This window comes from Copranaerobaculum intestinale (genome assembly GCF_009831105.1).
GTDB lineage: Bacteria > Bacillota_I > Bacilli_A > Erysipelotrichales > Erysipelotrichaceae > Copranaerobaculum > Copranaerobaculum intestinale.
Window position 1 is genome coordinate 424,156 of record NZ_WUUQ01000002.1, and the last position, 15,242, is coordinate 439,397.

At 39.9% G+C, this 15,242-nt stretch carries 17 protein-coding genes; 11 read left to right on the forward strand and 6 right to left on the reverse strand.

All coding sequences use genetic code 11. The features are described 5' to 3' along the window. Window positions 1–136: 136 nt before the first annotated feature. Both uvsE and GSF08_RS06835 read left to right on the forward strand, forming a co-directional pair. Window positions 137–1,384 (forward strand): UV DNA damage repair endonuclease UvsE, encoded by a 1,248-nt coding sequence (gene uvsE, locus GSF08_RS06830; RefSeq protein WP_160625086.1) that lies wholly within the window; start codon window positions 137–139, stop codon window positions 1,382–1,384. A gap of 90 nt (window positions 1,385–1,474) precedes the next feature. Continuing rightward, a complete protein-coding gene (locus tag GSF08_RS06835; RefSeq protein WP_160625087.1) occupies window positions 1,475–1,963 on the forward strand; it encodes a hypothetical protein in 489 nt (162 codons plus the stop codon). A gap of 62 nt (window positions 1,964–2,025) precedes the next feature. Here the strand turns inward: GSF08_RS06835 and GSF08_RS06840 are convergent, their stop codons facing one another. Beyond that, entirely contained in the window at window positions 2,026–2,859 is an 834-nt protein-coding gene (locus tag GSF08_RS06840) for a sugar phosphate isomerase/epimerase family protein (RefSeq protein WP_160625088.1), read from the reverse strand. Window positions 2,860–3,026: 167 nt separating this feature from the next. On the opposite strand from GSF08_RS06840, the gene GSF08_RS06845 reads away from it, so the two are divergent. From GSF08_RS06845 to GSF08_RS06860, 4 genes are all read left to right on the forward strand, one after another. Next, a complete protein-coding gene (locus GSF08_RS06845; RefSeq protein WP_160625089.1) occupies window positions 3,027–3,380 on the forward strand; it encodes an ankyrin repeat domain-containing protein in 354 nt (117 codons plus the stop codon). Window positions 3,381–3,393: 13 nt separating this feature from the next. Continuing rightward, on the forward strand, window positions 3,394–4,335 hold the full coding sequence (locus GSF08_RS06850; protein WP_160625090.1) for a helix-turn-helix transcriptional regulator: 942 nt from the start codon (window positions 3,394–3,396) through the stop codon (window positions 4,333–4,335). 80 nt (window positions 4,336–4,415) lie between these two features. Further along, window positions 4,416–5,306: a YitT family protein gene (locus GSF08_RS06855; RefSeq protein ID WP_160625091.1), complete on the forward strand. Its 891-nt coding sequence runs from the start codon at window positions 4,416–4,418 to the stop codon at window positions 5,304–5,306. A 166-nt stretch (window positions 5,307–5,472) separates the two neighbouring features. Continuing rightward, window positions 5,473–6,507 (forward strand): acyltransferase family protein, encoded by a 1,035-nt coding sequence (locus GSF08_RS06860; protein ID WP_160625092.1) that lies wholly within the window; start codon window positions 5,473–5,475, stop codon window positions 6,505–6,507. Here the strand turns inward: GSF08_RS06860 and GSF08_RS06865 are convergent. Then, the gene (locus GSF08_RS06865; RefSeq protein WP_160625093.1) at window positions 6,493–7,047 is read right to left on the reverse strand and encodes an HD domain-containing protein; all 555 of its coding nucleotides are present in this window, start codon (window positions 7,045–7,047) and stop codon (window positions 6,493–6,495) included. The two genes, GSF08_RS06860 and GSF08_RS06865, sit on opposite strands and share 15 nt — an antisense overlap. 151 nt (window positions 7,048–7,198) lie before the next feature. Between GSF08_RS06865 and GSF08_RS06870 the strand changes: the two genes are divergently transcribed. Then, window positions 7,199–8,194 (forward strand): nucleoid-associated protein, encoded by a 996-nt coding sequence (locus tag GSF08_RS06870; RefSeq protein ID WP_160625094.1) that lies wholly within the window; start codon window positions 7,199–7,201, stop codon window positions 8,192–8,194. Between the two features lie 11 nt (window positions 8,195–8,205). After that, complete coding sequence (locus GSF08_RS06875) at window positions 8,206–8,838, forward strand: hypothetical protein (protein WP_160625095.1); 633 nt, start codon at window positions 8,206–8,208, stop codon at window positions 8,836–8,838. Window positions 8,839–9,040: 202 nt separating this feature from the next. On the opposite strand, the gene GSF08_RS06880 is transcribed toward GSF08_RS06875, so the two are convergent. After that, window positions 9,041–9,604: a hypothetical protein gene (locus GSF08_RS06880; RefSeq protein WP_160625096.1), complete on the reverse strand. Its 564-nt coding sequence runs from the start codon at window positions 9,602–9,604 to the stop codon at window positions 9,041–9,043. A gap of 99 nt (window positions 9,605–9,703) precedes the next feature. Between GSF08_RS06880 and GSF08_RS06885 the strand changes: the two genes are divergently transcribed. Next, entirely contained in the window at window positions 9,704–10,207 is a 504-nt protein-coding gene (locus GSF08_RS06885; protein ID WP_160625097.1) for a PocR ligand-binding domain-containing protein, read from the forward strand. 18 nt (window positions 10,208–10,225) lie between these two features. Here GSF08_RS06885 and GSF08_RS06890 read toward each other — a convergent pair whose 3' ends face one another. The 3 genes from GSF08_RS06890 to GSF08_RS06900 all read right to left on the reverse strand — a co-directional run bounded on the left by GSF08_RS06890 (window position 10,226) and on the right by GSF08_RS06900 (window position 12,892). Further along, window positions 10,226–11,110: an RluA family pseudouridine synthase gene (locus tag GSF08_RS06890; RefSeq protein WP_160625098.1), complete on the reverse strand. Its 885-nt coding sequence runs from the start codon at window positions 11,108–11,110 to the stop codon at window positions 10,226–10,228. A 167-nt stretch (window positions 11,111–11,277) separates the two neighbouring features. Then, the gene (locus GSF08_RS06895) at window positions 11,278–12,477 is read right to left on the reverse strand and encodes a leucine-rich repeat domain-containing protein (RefSeq protein ID WP_160625099.1); all 1,200 of its coding nucleotides are present in this window, start codon (window positions 12,475–12,477) and stop codon (window positions 11,278–11,280) included. Window positions 12,478–12,538: 61 nt separating this feature from the next. After that, window positions 12,539–12,892 carry a hypothetical protein gene (locus GSF08_RS06900; RefSeq protein WP_160625100.1) on the reverse strand — a complete coding sequence of 118 codons (354 nt, stop codon included), beginning with the start codon at window positions 12,890–12,892 and terminating at the stop codon, window positions 12,539–12,541. A 170-nt stretch (window positions 12,893–13,062) separates the two neighbouring features. Between GSF08_RS06900 and GSF08_RS06905 the strand changes: the two genes are divergently transcribed. Together GSF08_RS06905 and GSF08_RS11705 are read left to right on the forward strand one after the other, a co-directional pair. Beyond that, window positions 13,063–13,785 (forward strand): LytR/AlgR family response regulator transcription factor, encoded by a 723-nt coding sequence (locus tag GSF08_RS06905; protein WP_160625101.1) that lies wholly within the window; start codon window positions 13,063–13,065, stop codon window positions 13,783–13,785. Further along, on the forward strand, window positions 13,785–15,119 hold the full coding sequence (locus tag GSF08_RS11705) for a sensor histidine kinase (protein WP_347337988.1): 1,335 nt from the start codon (window positions 13,785–13,787) through the stop codon (window positions 15,117–15,119). The genes GSF08_RS06905 and GSF08_RS11705 overlap by 1 nt, the downstream gene beginning before the upstream one ends. Window positions 15,120–15,242 lie beyond the last annotated feature (123 nt).

A 15,242-nucleotide genomic window follows, 5' to 3' on the forward strand; every position in this document is an offset into this window, starting at 1 on the left:
TAGAATGCTTTAATTACAAAGTACATGCAGATGCAAACGTCTGCATGTTTTTTTATTATGGAAATGAAGAATTGATGGATGTTTTCACATAGGAGCGAATGGATTGGCGCATACTGAGAAGGAAAGGAGGGTGTTTATGAAAATCGGATATGCCTGTATTTGTCTCGGTGAGCCTTCAGTTAACATGCGTACTTGTATTATGAAATTCGCATCTGAACAACGGCTGTGCGATATCATAGAACATAATCTCCGTTCGCTTAAAAATATTCTTATTTATAATGAACAGCATCATATACAGATGTTTCGCATCACTTCAGATTTGATTCCATTCGGTTCAAGTCCGATTAATCAGGTAAATTGGCAAGGGCGTTATCGGGATCAGCTTCAAAAGCTCGGCTGTTATATAAAAGCGCATGGACTGCGGGTATCAATGCATCCAGGTCAATATACCGTGCTGAACTCACCGCGAAGCGATGTAGTCGATCGCTCAGTCTTGGATTTACAGTATCACTGCGATGTGCTGGATGCGATGAAATTAGACAGCACGCATAAGATCATTATTCATATCGGCGGTGTATACGGTGATAAGGATAGTGCCATTCAACGTTTCTTGACGGTATATCAAAAGCTATCAAAATCAATAAAAAATCGTTTGGTCATTGAAAACGACGATCATTATTATAATGTAGAGGATGTTTGGCAGATTTCTTTACAAACTGGAATACCGGTAGTATTTGATAATCTGCACCATCAAATACTGCCATCTCCCACAGCTTTGTCTATTGATGCTTGGATGAATCGGATAGCGGCTACCTGGCAGAAAAAAGATGGAAAACAAAAAATTCATTATAGTGAACAGGCCATCGGTAAGCGAGTAGGAGCTCATGCCGATTCTATCCATGTTCAGACATTTCAAAATTTTCTGGTTCTGCTTGAAAATCACGATGTAGACATAATGCTGGAGGTAAAGGATAAGAATTTGTCCGCATGCAAGGCTGTACAGGTTCTGTATGGGAATGAGCAATCGAAACAGGAATTATGGAAACGCTATCAGCTTTGTGTACTGGCTCATTCTCCGTATGATTATCAAAATATTATCAGACATCTTCATCAGGATTCCAACAGTCTGTTTCTTCAAAGAATCGAGCAGGCGTTTACCCATCCGCCCACAGCAGCTGCTATGACGATCACTTTCCGTCTGTTAACCCATATACTAAACGCTCACTTGGATGAGAAAGAGTTAAAACAGGTACAAAAAGCACTTGATAAATATTTTATGCATGTTTATTCGGCAGAACGTGTTTTGAAGCTGTTTTATCGATTGGCAAACGTGCATGATTGCTCGATTATCACTTCCAGCTATCTCTTTTTACATCTGGGATAAACAAAGACCCACACTTTTGAAAACAAACGCAAGGATGTATAAATCTGTGAGATCGGTGAATACTAAGGCTATCAGGAGGTAACTGAAACGATGAAGAAAAAATGGATGACAACCATGTTCGCCTGTTTATGTGCGCTCACCATGCTCAGCGGCTGCAGCTGGATGAACAAAGAAAAAGACAATGCTGAAGATGCAGCTAAGGATGTTGCGAAAAACACAGAAAAAGCCGGCGAGAAAACAAAAAACGGTTTGGATGATGTTATGAAATATTTGAAGGGTGAAGGCGTGGAAACAACCGATGTACAGAACCTGGACAATATGGATTTCGCAGCGCATGAAGGACGTTCCTTCATGTATAATGGGGCAAATGCCTATATGTATAACATCAATGCAGAAGATGAACAGATGAAGGCACTGCTGAAAGATGCAAAAGAAAAGAAAACCGTAAAGGTAAAACAGAACGGCGAAGAAAAAGAGTACAGCGCAATGGTAAATGGTAATTATCTGCTGGTCTATGACAAAGATGCCGATATGGGCAATATGCTGAAGGTATTCCCCAATTACAAATTAAGCAAATAAAAAATTGGCTGTGTGTGAGCAGCCAATTTTTTTTATTTTTAATCGAAGAATATTGCTATGAATCAGCGAATAAACGGTTCAAATGCTTTCATGTTGCGCATATCATGAGATTTTGGATCATCAAAATAGCCAAAATCAGTAATTTCCTGTCCTAAATATCCTTTGTAATGATGACGCTCAAGCGCTTGCAGATAACTTTCCAGATCTGCGTTACCATCTCCCCAGATCAAATGGCCTTCCGGTTTGTTATCGATGAAATGGGTATGAATGATGTTGTCTCCAAATACATCAAACCACTGATCGATCGTTTCATTGGCAACACTCATTGCTGTTGTGTCAATCAGTATTTTCAAACGTGGATGATTGACTTCGTCAAACATACGCTTGGCATCCTTCAAGGTAACGACCAGTTGAGATTCTGCCGGACGAAGACTTTCCATTGCCAGATGAATATCTGCTTTTTCAGCTTCTATCGCAAGCTTTGTCAGCATTTCACGAGAACGTGCCCAGGCAGTTTCTCTTTCTTCGTTCCAATAGCCCCAGCCGGAATTGATCTGCATGATTTTGCAGCCTAACATTTTGGTTACTTGAATGGCGTTCTTAAAGTATTGAAAACTCTTTTCAAACAACAGCGGGGTTTGCGCGGCTACCTGATACTGATAGGTGCAATTTTCCGGGGTGAATACCCGAACGCTCAAGCCGCGGTCTTCGATTTTTTTACGTACCGCACTTACATCTTCATATCCATCCGGTGATAGATAGAAATGAGGCGCTCCTGACCAGAGCTCAATCGATTTAAAGCCTGCTTCTTTCTGTGCATCCAAAAAATAATCCAGAGAGTAAAACAGATAATGAATATTCATCCCGGCGATTTGATCACGATCGATATATTTCATATGCATTCCTCCTTTAAGATGTATTATATCGTTATATACATAGTATCATTGAATGAAAATGATTGCAAGAATAGACTTGGCATATTTTTTGAAAGTGTATCTTTTCAATGTTACATAAATGATGTAACATAAGAGAGTAAGATAGGGTCATCGAAAGGGATGATACTATGTTAAAAGATACAACACTGGCAAGCCGTCTGCTGAGTGCGGTTTGGGATGAAAATGTCAAGAAGGCACAAGAGACCATTCAGATGGGAGCGGATCCGAATTGGATATTCAATGGCTATCCGATCCTGATTCATGCGGTATTTACCCGCAATGAGGAAATGGTAATGATGCTGATTGATGAGGGGGCTAAGCAGCAGCAGGAAGCGTTGGGCTTTGCCCTGGATCGGGGAATCGGAGAATTGGTGATGCCGCTCATGATGCTGGGAACCGTTCCCAAACCACCGGTAGTAAAAGTTGATTTTGGGCCGTATCCGTCTCGTTATGCGCCATTAGGTTATCAGCCGCGCCGCTGAAAGAAGGAAGAGTATGAATCGTACTGCATTATGTATTCAAATGTTAAATTTATTAAAGAGCAGGGGATTGATGACCCGCGAGGAATTGGCAGGGGAAATGCAGACGAATGTTCGAAATATTTCAGAATTTCGCAAAGAATTGGAAATCGCCGGTTATGCGATCGAAACGGTCAGTGGGAAATACGGCGGTTATCGCTTGGCAGAAGATACGCTGTTACAGGTACCGGCGCTGAAAGACAGTGAGAAGCGGAGCTTGCAGGAAGCAGGCCGCTACTTGCAATCACATCCGGATTTTCGCTATCAATGCGATTTTCAAAGCGCTTTAGATAAAATCAATGCAGGACTTCGTGATCAGCATCATATTTCGGATGTCTATATCAAAAATCGCGGTGCATTGAACGATCATTTACAAAAGCTGCTCGATATTTGTGAAACTGGCATTCAGCAGCAGCGTGAAGTGCTTCTTACTTATCGTTCGATGCGTGCCGACCGATTTGCAGATGTACGCATTCATCCTTATGAAATACTGAATTATCAGCAGGCCTATTACTGTCTTGGTTATTCTTTGAAAGCAAAAGATTATCGTATTTATAAGTTCAGTGAAGAGCGTATGAAGAACGCTTTGATCAGCGAGCATACATTTGTTCGGGAAAAGGATTTCAAATTGTCGGATCATATCGGCGAAAGCGGATTGATCAAGGATCGAATCCATGAGCTGGATCTCACCATATCCGCAGAGGAAGCATTGCTGATCGCCGAGCAGCCTCCGGGAATCCACTGTGAAATGGAGTGGCTGGAAAATAAAAAGCTTCATTTGCATATGTTCATGGAAGGGGATGTTGCGGTACGGATGTTTCTGCTGTCGCTGGGCAGTCATGTCATTATTCACTCACCGAAACGATGGCAAACAGAGATTCAAAATATTGCAAAAACGATGGCGGGTAAGGATTTTTAATTCCATGTAATTTACCCTTGCAACCATTTTAAATTCTAGTATAATGATAGAAGCATATAGTAACATGAAGAGGGTATTTTATGCTTGATATGAATGATCTTTACCAAAAACACAGCAACGGCATCTGGAAGAATTTCGTAACCCTGGCATGCGTTGTGATTGCAGCGTTCATCTCTGCTTTAAATATTAATACATTCGTCAATGCCGGCGGTCTGTATCCAGGCGGCTTTAATGGTTTGACGATTCTTACCCAACGAATCAGTGAGAGCTTTTTCAATGTCAGTATTCCATTCACCGTTGTCAATCTGACGCTGAATGCCGTTCCGGCTTTGATTGGATTCAAACTGGTTGGGAAGAAGTTTACTCTGTATTCTTGCTTGATGATATTTTTGACCGGTATTTTCGTTGATGCACTGCCAACGATGAGCATTACCTATGATATCCTGCTGATCGCGGTTTTCGGCGGTATGATCAACGGTGCAGCACTGGGTACAGCGCTGCGGGGAAATGCCTCCAGCGGCGGTACCGATTTCATCGCCATGGCAATATCTAAAAGATTAAATGCACCCTCATGGAACTATATTCTGGGTATGAATGCATGTATGCTGCTGGCAGCCGGTATTTTGTTCGGTTGGGACAAAGCGCTGTATTCTATTATCTTCCAGTTTTGTTCTACGCAGGTTCTGAATGCGGTTCATCTTCGGTATAAGCAAATGACGTTGTTTATCGTAACCGATATGCCGGTGGAAGTAAGTCGTGAGCTGTTGGTATTCACGCATCATGGCATCACTCGCTTTGAAGGCGTTGGCGCATACAGTAATCAGCCGCATACACTTCTGTATACGGTCATCACATCGAGCGAATTGAAGCGGGTCATACGCAGGATTCATGAAATTGATCCGAAAGCATTTGTGAATGTTACCAAAACAGTACAGGTAGATGGAAGATTCTATCAGGCACCAATAGATTAATGGAAACCAGGACGATCTGACTGATCGTCTTTTTTATAAAATAATTAATTTTCAGCATCTGACAAAAGGCTGTATACTTTTTCATTTTTTCTCTGCTATAATAAATGGTAGTTTTATTTAAGATCATTGTCTTATCGGACAGTGCTTCGTTTAAGGATGTGTTTTTGTGGAACAGAACCGTTATCGGGCCCTGGATATCATGAAATTCGTATGTGCGCTAATCGTTATCATCGTACACACTTCACCGCTTAGGCCATACAGCCATTTGGGAAATTTTATTCTGATCAATGTGTTCGGACGTTTTGCCGTGCCTTTTTTCTTTATCTGTGCCGGCTATTTTGTACATGTGAATACCTTGAAATACGGTTCGTTTTATTTTAAAAAATATATTTGGGCGCTGATACGACTTTATTTGATTTGGAGTATCGTCTATTTGCCGTTCGGCATTGACTGGGTTCGTTCCAATATGGATATTCCGATGTATCTTATGCCAGCTGCCCTGCTTGTCGGACTGTTTTACAGCGGCACGTATTTTCATCTTTGGTACATCCCGGCCCTGTTATTTTCATTGATCGTCGTGCATTGGTTCTCCCGCCGCTATCATTCTTATAAAGCGCTGCTGATCTGCGGCTTTCTGCTGCTTTGTCTGGGGGCGATGGAAACCTATTACGGCGTTATATCCAATGAATTTATTATTAAGGTATTCGATCAGTACATTAAGATTTTCTTTACGACTCGCAATGGTTTGTTTTATGGTTTATTCTATGTTGCGTGTGGTTATTATCTGGTCGGCAGTGAACGTTTGAAACGAATCGGCCATTATGGTTTGCTGACAATACTATTTTTTGGCTTAATGGTAGCAGAGGCATTCTTGTTGTATAATACCAACTCTCTTGATTTCAATTTTCTTATCATGGCAGCACCGTTTACGGTTTATCTGTTCCTGTTTTTAAAAGATCTGCCGTGTAACCTGAAACTGCCTTATCACAAATTACAGGAGTATAGCACATTGTATTATTTTACCCATGCAATGTTTTTGGTGCTGATTCCTGCATTCTTGCAGCTTTTTCATCAGGAATGGCTGTTCGATGACGGTATGTTTCGATTTATCAGCGTCATGATCTGTACTCATCTTTTATCGGCAGCTCTCTATCGTTACGGTATATATAAAAAAAATAAGAAGCGGTCAGCTTCTTACTAAAATAAATAAGCAGGTAAGGAAGGATACTGCCAAGCGCCGAGGTACCAACGAACATAATCCCTGTTTGGCGAACTCAGCCAATGCACAGTATTTATCGACTCCCTGTACGACCCATGCCTCTTTGTGACGGGGCATTTTTATCGAAATCGGCCACATGTGATGCAGGATGATATCTTCCATCAGATCATTGATCTCCATATGCAGCTGTGCATTTTGCAGGGCAATCTGCGGATGGACGACACTGTGGCGTCCTTCGATTGGCTGTTCATCATTTCGCCAATCATATAGGTATAGGTCATGAACGAGAGCTGCTCTGGCAGCACTTACATAATCCATATGGAAGCGACGACAAATCAGAAATGTGTAATAGGATACATTCAGACAATGCTGAAAACGTGATGTTTTGAAATGCTGATAGAAGCTTTTCAATTGCTTTACATCATCAATTTCCAAGATATCATGGATACAATTTAAGAATTCCTGCGCAATCGCATGATCGGCAGACTGCAGGTCAATACGTGACAAAATAGCTTTCTGCATGACATCACCTTTCTCATACATATGATTACTCTATCACATTTTATACTTATTTGAAAGTGAAAGAATATGTGAAATTAAAGACAACCTAATTCTACCTTTTTAATGGAAACTCGGCTATAATAAAATTAAATCATGAGAAAGAGGAAGATACATGCTTACCATTGATTCTATGTATATACAGGTTATGGATCCGTCGCGGGATATTTTAATCTGTTCTGATATGCCGGTACAGGGTGATGAAGACATCGAACGGATCATAAAAACGAAAATGGGGAAATGCTTTCAGAACAAAGGGTACCGTCAAGCGGTTTTTCGCAGCGATGCCAAATGGCGTAAGCAGCTTGAAAAATGGCAGCGGGAAGAATGTTCACTGCGTGATATGACCGGTTTATTGGCCGATGATATCTTTCAGAAAAAGAAGGATAACGGTTGTTATTATGCAAGCGATATATGGCTGGCTGAGGCTGTGTATGAAGAACGGCGCTATCTGGTAATTGTGGATAACGCTTATCGATACGGCATAACGCATCAAGTCTTTGCTAAGGATCAGAGCACATCTGTCGATCTGATACGCGACCATGGCTTTTACCAGGAAAATATTATGAAAGAGGATTGTGTGGTTCTGATTGAAAAAAGTGATTTGATGGTTCAAATTTTGGAACATCAGATGGATACATCCGGTCAGAAAATTGATTTGTATGCGGATAAAATCTTAATGTGTGAGGCTAAGCCCTCTTATCCGCAGAGTGTTAAAATTGTGACTGAAGCAGTGGAAACATTGGTGAAGGATTTTAATCTGAATCAGAATGAGGTGCTTCCAAAAATGAAGCAGCTGTTGGTAGACGGCACGGAGAATCAGAAGGATGTCGATGTGAAGGAAATGGCTGAGATTCTGTTTTCGCAGCCGCATGTTCAGAAGGAGTTTCATGAGAAGCTGGAAAGCGATGGGCTTCCGGCGTTCATTCCCACTGCTCAGGGTAAAGCAGTGCGTAAGGAACGAGTACAAAAGCTGAAAACGGATAATGGTATTGAAATTGCTATACCGATTGATTACATGAATCAAAGCGATTATGTAGACATCAGCCACCAGGAGGATGGCACCATTACCATCCGATTAAAAAATATTAATCATATTAAGAGCAGATAAGGAGGAACGATATGATTGCATTAGAAAGAACAAGTGTTATGAATTTAGAAAATGCCATGCGTGGAGCCCGCAACCCTTTAAACAGCTGGAATCGAACGGACAGCTCCTATGACGGGAAAGGAAACTATATTTTGGGTCCAAATGATTTAAATCTCGCTAAACGGCTTGCCCACGCAGGAAGTGATCACCGCAAGTTTATTCGTCAGATCATTGTTTCGGTAGACATTACCGGACCGCTGTATTGGTGGAAGGAATTTGACACTTATAAGGTAGGCACGGTGGCGAATTCCACTTCTACGATGCATAAAATACATGCCAAGGAATTTACGCTGGATGATTTTTCTCACGATCATATGAATGAGGAAGCGCTGGCATCCCTGCAGCAGACGGTAAATACTTTGGAATCTTTGCGCATTCAATATCTGGAAACCAAAGATAAAACAATTTGGTATTCTCTGATTCAGCTTTTGCCAAGCTCGTATAACCAGATGCGCACTTGTACGATGAATTACGAGAACCTGGTGAATATGTATCATGCCCGCCGCACACATAAGCTTGAGGAATGGCATGAAGTGTGCCGCTGGATTGAAACGCTGCCGTATGCGGCTGACTTGATTGTACAGGAAGAAAATGAATCAAAATAAAAATTGAAGCTGTGTTAAAAAAACAGCTGCCAAATGATATGTACCCAGATTTCTGGACACATATCAAAACTCGGCGGCTGCTTTTTTCTGAATTCATATTCATTTCGAACTGGCGTGTATGGCTGCATAGCTTGTGAGAGCTGAAGGCTTCATGAAATTATAAAAAGTTTTAAAGGTTCTGTATCGAATTCTGCTTCAATGTCTAATTTTTAATCAGCTCTATCTCATTTTCCAGAATCAGCATAAGTGCGTTTGCTTCAGCAAATCTTAAAATATCTGTCAATTCCTGATAAACCGAATCTGTCAGGTGCAAAGATCGGATATTTTTACTGTATGTTTTCAGTGATCCAAAGCACATCGGCTCTGCATTCAAGTCGGCGTAATCAAAAACGCAGGCTTCACTGACCGGCAAGTAGGCTTGCGGTTCCCACATGATTGCGAGCTTGCTTTTCAGCAGTCCGTCATTGACTTTTTGAAACAGCCGGTCTTCTTCAAGTGAAGCAGGATTTTTGGGAATCGGTTTTTTCTGTTCCTGATACAATAAACTTAACATCCAGGATTCGTATTGAATATCGCTGACTTCGATCGTTTTACATAGCGGTTCTTCCTCCTGCCATCCGGTTAACTCCATATTCACTTCATGAAGGGTTGACTTTAGAGCCTCCTGCCAGGCAATGCCGTTCTTTATAACCAACGCTTCTATTTCTTGAAGTTCATTCTGACTTTGATAATATCCGTGCCAGTTGCATGCATATAGTTTCATCATGTACGCTCCTTTCTTTTTTATTATAAACGAATCACCAGAAAATACGATGTATTTTCCTGCTTTTTCTGCTACAATAAGCATGGAAAGAACGGTGATACAATGGAATTTCATGAAGCAGTGGAAACAGCGCTGCGCGAGTATCAGCATATTACGGGTCTGCGCGGCTATTTGATAAAAAATGCGGGTGATCTGGATAGTGCCAGTGAGCGTAACTATTTCTGTAAGTGCTTGAAAACAAGCAATAAAGCACTGTCGATGTGCAAGGAGTGTGCGGCAGAAAACTTCCAGGAAGCGATTTCGAAGCCTGGAGAAAATATATATTGCTGTCATGCGGGGTTGATTAAATGGACCTTGCCAGTAAACCATAATCAGCAGAAGTGTGTGATCGTAATGGAAGGTGTGCTCAGTAAAAAACAGTTGGAAGAAAGTGGAGAGTGGGCAAAGTATTTGGAGAAAACTTATCATGTAGATGCGGACTTGATGGAACGGACCTTAAAATATGTGAAAGTAATGGATGAACCGGAACTGAATGCGGGAATTGCTTTGATGAAGCATCTGCTCACATATTATCTCACGTTCAGCAGGGAAACCGTTGCCAATTAAAAAAGCACCTCCGTGCTTTTATGGCTGTATAGGAAAAGATAACGGCGGTGGACAGCTGATTGTTATCTTTTTTTCATAAATAGGATGATAAAAGGTTAATTTCCACGCATGCAGTGCGAGTGAATGATCGTTTGAAGCGGAACCGTAAATCGGATCATACAGGATCGGATGTTTCAAGGAAGCCAAATGCACGCGAATTTGATGGGTGCGGCCGGTTTCCAGCCTGCATTCTACCAGACTGCTGTTATCCTGATGACGAAGTGTTCGATAATGGGTGATGGAGGCTTTACCTGATGAAGAAATTCGAAAACGATTGCTTTGATGACGATCTTTACCGATTGGCTTGTTGATCACGCCATGCTTAGGTAAGACGATTCCTTCGGTTACTGCTAAATATGTGCGATATATTTGTTTTTCCTGCATCAGTTTATCCATCAGAGGCTGAAGCAGCGTGCATTTACATACCAGCAATACCCCGCTGGTATCGCGGTCAAGCCGATGCAGGGGACGAACCGGATAATCAATTCCCTGCCGGTTGTAATAAAAGGCAATTTGATTCACCAAAGTATGATGTTGATCAGGATGATCAGGGTGTACCAGTAAATTAGCAGGTTTATTTACGGCAAGAAAAAAAGCATCTTCATAGAGCACGTCCACTTCATGATTATCTAAAAGAAAATCAATACCGGATGAGAATGCTTTGATATCCAACTGATCATGATATTGTAAGCGGGTTGTGCGTGCCGGTAATTTTCGTTGGAGCTGTATTTCATGGTTTTGAAAGAGCAGATGCTGTTTAGAACGGGAAGGTACCATATGATCCAACCATTCCTGAAGGGTATGATTTTCCCAGGCTTTATCAATGTTGATTGATATCCAGTTTTGCTTGATGACGGTTTTCATATAGAATCCTCCATTTGATGATATTTTATCATGAAATACAAACAGCAGGCAAAAACAAGAGCTTTTATGCTCTGTTCTGGCTTATCTTACGTTTGTATTCATCGAGAAAAAAGAATGTCAAAATCAATTCTGACATTCTTTTTATTTCGTTTTGTTTTTGATTTGTATTATTTTTGTGCATGTTTTCTGTTTTTATATGCTGAAAACCATAATGCACCGACCGACATAAACAATAAACTGTTAAGGATGAAAAGATGAGATGTATCACCGGTTGCCGGAGTTAGCTGAGTAGTGGAAGCATTGTTTTCGATCATATGTAAATTTAAAGTTACTTGCAAGGAGTTTTTTAAACTGTCGACAATATCAATATCATATTCATAGATGATTGGGGTTCCAATTTTATATTTGGTTACCATACCGGTTGCCGGATTCAGTTCAGCACCGCTGATAATATGAACTTTATCAAGATTAATACCGGCAAAAGCGTCTTTCATATTAAATGAATCCCCAGAAACGTTCATATCAATGCTTGAATCCTGTATGGTTACGTTACGAATAAAGTTTCCGCCGAAATTTAGCCATGCAAGGGGAGTATATGAACAATTCACAGTATTTAAATTGGTATTCTTACTTAAGTCTAAAGATTGAATGTTTGTATTGTCACAATTTAATTTAGTTAGATAGTGATTTTGGCTGATATCTAAAGCTGAGATATTGGTATGATCACATTCTAAAGTTTCTAAAACGGTATTCTTACTGGTGTTTAGAACAGTGATACCGGTGCCTGAACAATTCAAAGTTTTTAAATTTTTAAATAATTCAATTCCTTTTAAATTTTTTACCGGACTTTGATTTTGAATATTTATTTCGGTTACCTCATTGATTGTGATAAAACCGGTACCGGTTTTATCATATTGATCTGATAAATACTTTCTAAAAAAATCATCGGGAAAGTTTTCAACGGTTACCGCAGCTTTTTCTGTATCCGATAAGCGATCAATGACAAGCGTAGATGTATAGCTGCTAAAGGATGCTTCATATTGAATTTTATATTCTATTGTTAAAAGGATTGACCCATCAGCTTTAACTGTCGCATCAGTTTTATCAAAGGTTGTTATGTAAAACACTGATAATTTTTGCGTATCGATCAATTCTTTTGTTAGGAAGCTTTTAATATCTTGCGATGAAGTGGTATTAACCGGCTGATAGGAATCGAGGGAAGCCTTGATCGCCTGTTGCGCTTCTTGTGTAGTTTGAATCAGTGGTGAACTAGAGCTGGTTGCTTTGACATTCGTAATAGGTGCTGAGGTGTAAATCAGTCCGATGATCAGAAATACGGAAATCACTTTTTTTAAATGGTTTTTCATGCTTTTGTTTCCTCCTTTTTTGCATGATTTGAACATGGTTATTCAGTTCAAAAAGCAAGAATCAGTTGGTTTCAATACCGTCCAGGGCATAGCTGATTTTTTCCTGTGTGATCGGTTTCAAATTAAAATAGGATACACATTGACGATAGGCTTGTACTCCGAAATCCAGATCGGAAAACCAGATGATATTTCTGGAAGATGATTTTAAACCGGTAACAATATCTAATCCCTCGATACCGTTTTGGGCCACAATTACGACATCTGCTTCTTTTTGCCGAAGCTGTCGGCTGAATTCCAGCCAATCTTTACAGCAGCGGATTTGAATATCGCATCCTTTTTTTTGATAATAATGAAAGACAAATTCTTCAATTTGGAAACACTCTCGTTCGTGGTAGTCGCAAATGATCATTTCCATTTGAATCTTCTCCTTTCGCTTGCCGGTGCTTGATTAAAGGGTAAGCAAAAAGTGCTCTTTACGCAAGGGAGTGGCTGGATCTCGCAAGTTTTGGCAGAATCTTGATTGTTTGATGATCTATTTTCATGTAAAATTAAAGTAAGTCATATATTAGAAAGAGGGTATTGAGGATGAAAGCTGCAGTCATAGATGATCTTTCTGAATGTAGAAATGAAATTCGTGATTGTCTTCGTCAATATGTTTTTGATCATTTAATAAATGAACAATTATCCATAGATTATTTCTGCAGCGGAGAAATGTTTTTAGCTGCTTTTCAGAAACAGTCTTATGATTTGATCTTCCTGGATCAATATATGAAGGGATTATCCGGTATTGAAACAGCCCGTTCTATCCGGCAAAAGGATGAGGTTGTATCGCTGATTTTTGTTACCACCAGCCGTCATCATGCGATTGACAGCTATCAGGTTAGGGCAAGTGGTTATTTACTCAAGCCTTTTCAATATGCGGAGTTTGAAAATACGCTGTCCATGATTTCAATGAAAAAGCTGAAGCGTGCGCGATTTATTCATATGGAACGCGAAAAAATTTTATTGCGTGAGATATTATGGTGTGACATTGATGGTCATTATGTGCAAATACACACGAGTGAGCGAGGTGTTCTGCGTTATCGTTCAGCATTTGTTGAAATTTCAAAAAAGTTATTGGATTATCCGCAATTTCTTACCTGCTATAAAGGTTGTATCGTTAATCTCGATCAAGTGAAACGAATCGATGCTTCGGCATTTTTATTAACATCAGATGTATGGATTTCATATTCTAAACGAGACAGAAAAATGATCGAAGCTTATTATTATGATTATTTATTCCAAAAGGCAAGGGAGGAGGATATATAGTGAATACATTCATGATTCTGCTTTTTCCTTATCTGGATTTCATTCCCTTTGCGGTTCCGCGATATTTACTGTTTCGTGATAAACTTCGGATTTCATTTCGTTGGGTCATGATTTTGATAATCGCAATGGCAACCGTGAACGCAGCGGTCTTCTATTTCTTTAACGCAGCTGGTTATGCATTCGCTGCACAATGGACAACCGCGATCCGCTATGGATTTATGCTAATGAATCTTATCTTATCATTTGCATTGATCAAAGATAGTTTTGCGAAATTAATGTTTACCTATTTGCTTTTGTTTGCATGGTCGTTTTTTGTGTTCGGTAATGCGAATTTTATTGAAAGCCGATTCTTTTGGGAATTCTCAAATATACATCCGTATCTTATTTATAATTGTGCCCGTATGCTTATTTATGGTGTTACTTGTCCTTTTATGTTTCATTTTTTTCATCATACCGTCAGGGAAGCGATGATGATTCAAGATGATGCTTTATGGCGATATCTTTGGATTATACCGCTTTTTTCGGCAGTTTTCGGTATGCTGTATTGTTTTAATGACGATCTTTACGCTTATGCATCATGGGAATTTTTAATATCTCGGTATTTGATGCTGTTGGGATCCTGTTATGTATCCTATGTGGCATTGAAAGTGTTGAAAATTTCACAAAGCCGCATGCAGCTTGAAGAGACGTTAACCTATACTGATCGGTGTATGATGGCACAGAAAAAACAATTTGATGTGTTGGCAAAGCATATGGAGGATATGCAAAAAGCACGTCACGATCTCAGGCAGCATTTAACAGTTGTACAACACTATGTAGATACAGATGATAAAAAAGGTTTAAAAAATTATTTGGAAATGTATAAGCGGGAATTGCCGGCAGATGTCGTGGAACTTTATAGCCGCAATGACGTTATCAATGCGCTGATATGTTATTACGCGGGACTATCGCGAGATCATAAGATCCGTTTTGATGCACGGATTGATTATCCGGATACCACTTCCATATCAGAGACTGATATAACGGTATTGCTTGGTAATCTCTTGGAAAATGCAGTTGAGGCTTGTATGCGGCAACTATCAGGACAAGGCTTTATCAAGCTGCATATGAAAAGTTATAAGAAAAATGCGTTGCTGATTCTGCTTGATAACAGTTGTAATGAAACTGTAACCTTTGAGAATGGAATACCGCTTTCTTCAAAGCGTGCAGGGAAGGGAATCGGCGTTGGATCGATAAAAGACATTGCGAAACGATATCATGGCGTTGTGCGGTTCCAACAAAAGGATAATTTGTTTTGCACTTCAGTAATGATGCAGTATGACGAAAATCAATAAGAAAAGACGGTACATTTTCGAAAAAAGTGTACCTTTTTTTTGACTTTTAATAAGTGATATAAAGGATATATTTTATATAGTCATTTTAAAATGCTTTTGCAGTAGAAATTTTTTTAAGATCCT

What these genes read in the sequence shown, in the direction of transcription:
- uvsE (WP_160625086.1), top strand. Translation starts at nt 137, where the DNA reads ATGAAAATCGGATATGCCTGTATTTGTCTCGGTGAGCCTTCAGTTAAC.
- GSF08_RS06835 (WP_160625087.1), top strand. Translation starts at nt 1,475, where the DNA reads ATGAAGAAAAAATGGATGACAACCATGTTCGCCTGTTTATGTGCGCTC.
- GSF08_RS06840 (WP_160625088.1), bottom strand. Translation starts at nt 2,859, where the DNA reads ATGAAATATATCGATCGTGATCAAATCGCCGGGATGAATATTCATTAT.
- GSF08_RS06845 (WP_160625089.1), top strand. Translation starts at nt 3,027, where the DNA reads ATGTTAAAAGATACAACACTGGCAAGCCGTCTGCTGAGTGCGGTTTGG.
- GSF08_RS06850 (WP_160625090.1), top strand. Translation starts at nt 3,394, where the DNA reads ATGAATCGTACTGCATTATGTATTCAAATGTTAAATTTATTAAAGAGC.
- GSF08_RS06855 (WP_160625091.1), top strand. Translation starts at nt 4,416, where the DNA reads ATGCTTGATATGAATGATCTTTACCAAAAACACAGCAACGGCATCTGG.
- GSF08_RS06865 (WP_160625093.1), bottom strand. Translation starts at nt 7,047, where the DNA reads ATGCAGAAAGCTATTTTGTCACGTATTGACCTGCAGTCTGCCGATCAT.
- GSF08_RS06870 (WP_160625094.1), top strand. Translation starts at nt 7,199, where the DNA reads ATGCTTACCATTGATTCTATGTATATACAGGTTATGGATCCGTCGCGG.
- GSF08_RS06875 (WP_160625095.1), top strand. Translation starts at nt 8,206, where the DNA reads ATGATTGCATTAGAAAGAACAAGTGTTATGAATTTAGAAAATGCCATG.
- GSF08_RS06880 (WP_160625096.1), bottom strand. Translation starts at nt 9,604, where the DNA reads ATGATGAAACTATATGCATGCAACTGGCACGGATATTATCAAAGTCAG.
- GSF08_RS06885 (WP_160625097.1), top strand. Translation starts at nt 9,704, where the DNA reads ATGGAATTTCATGAAGCAGTGGAAACAGCGCTGCGCGAGTATCAGCAT.
- GSF08_RS06890 (WP_160625098.1), bottom strand. Translation starts at nt 11,110, where the DNA reads ATGAAAACCGTCATCAAGCAAAACTGGATATCAATCAACATTGATAAA.
- GSF08_RS06895 (WP_160625099.1), bottom strand. Translation starts at nt 12,477, where the DNA reads ATGAAAAACCATTTAAAAAAAGTGATTTCCGTATTTCTGATCATCGGA.
- GSF08_RS06900 (WP_160625100.1), bottom strand. Translation starts at nt 12,892, where the DNA reads ATGGAAATGATCATTTGCGACTACCACGAACGAGAGTGTTTCCAAATT.
- GSF08_RS06905 (WP_160625101.1), top strand. Translation starts at nt 13,063, where the DNA reads ATGAAAGCTGCAGTCATAGATGATCTTTCTGAATGTAGAAATGAAATT.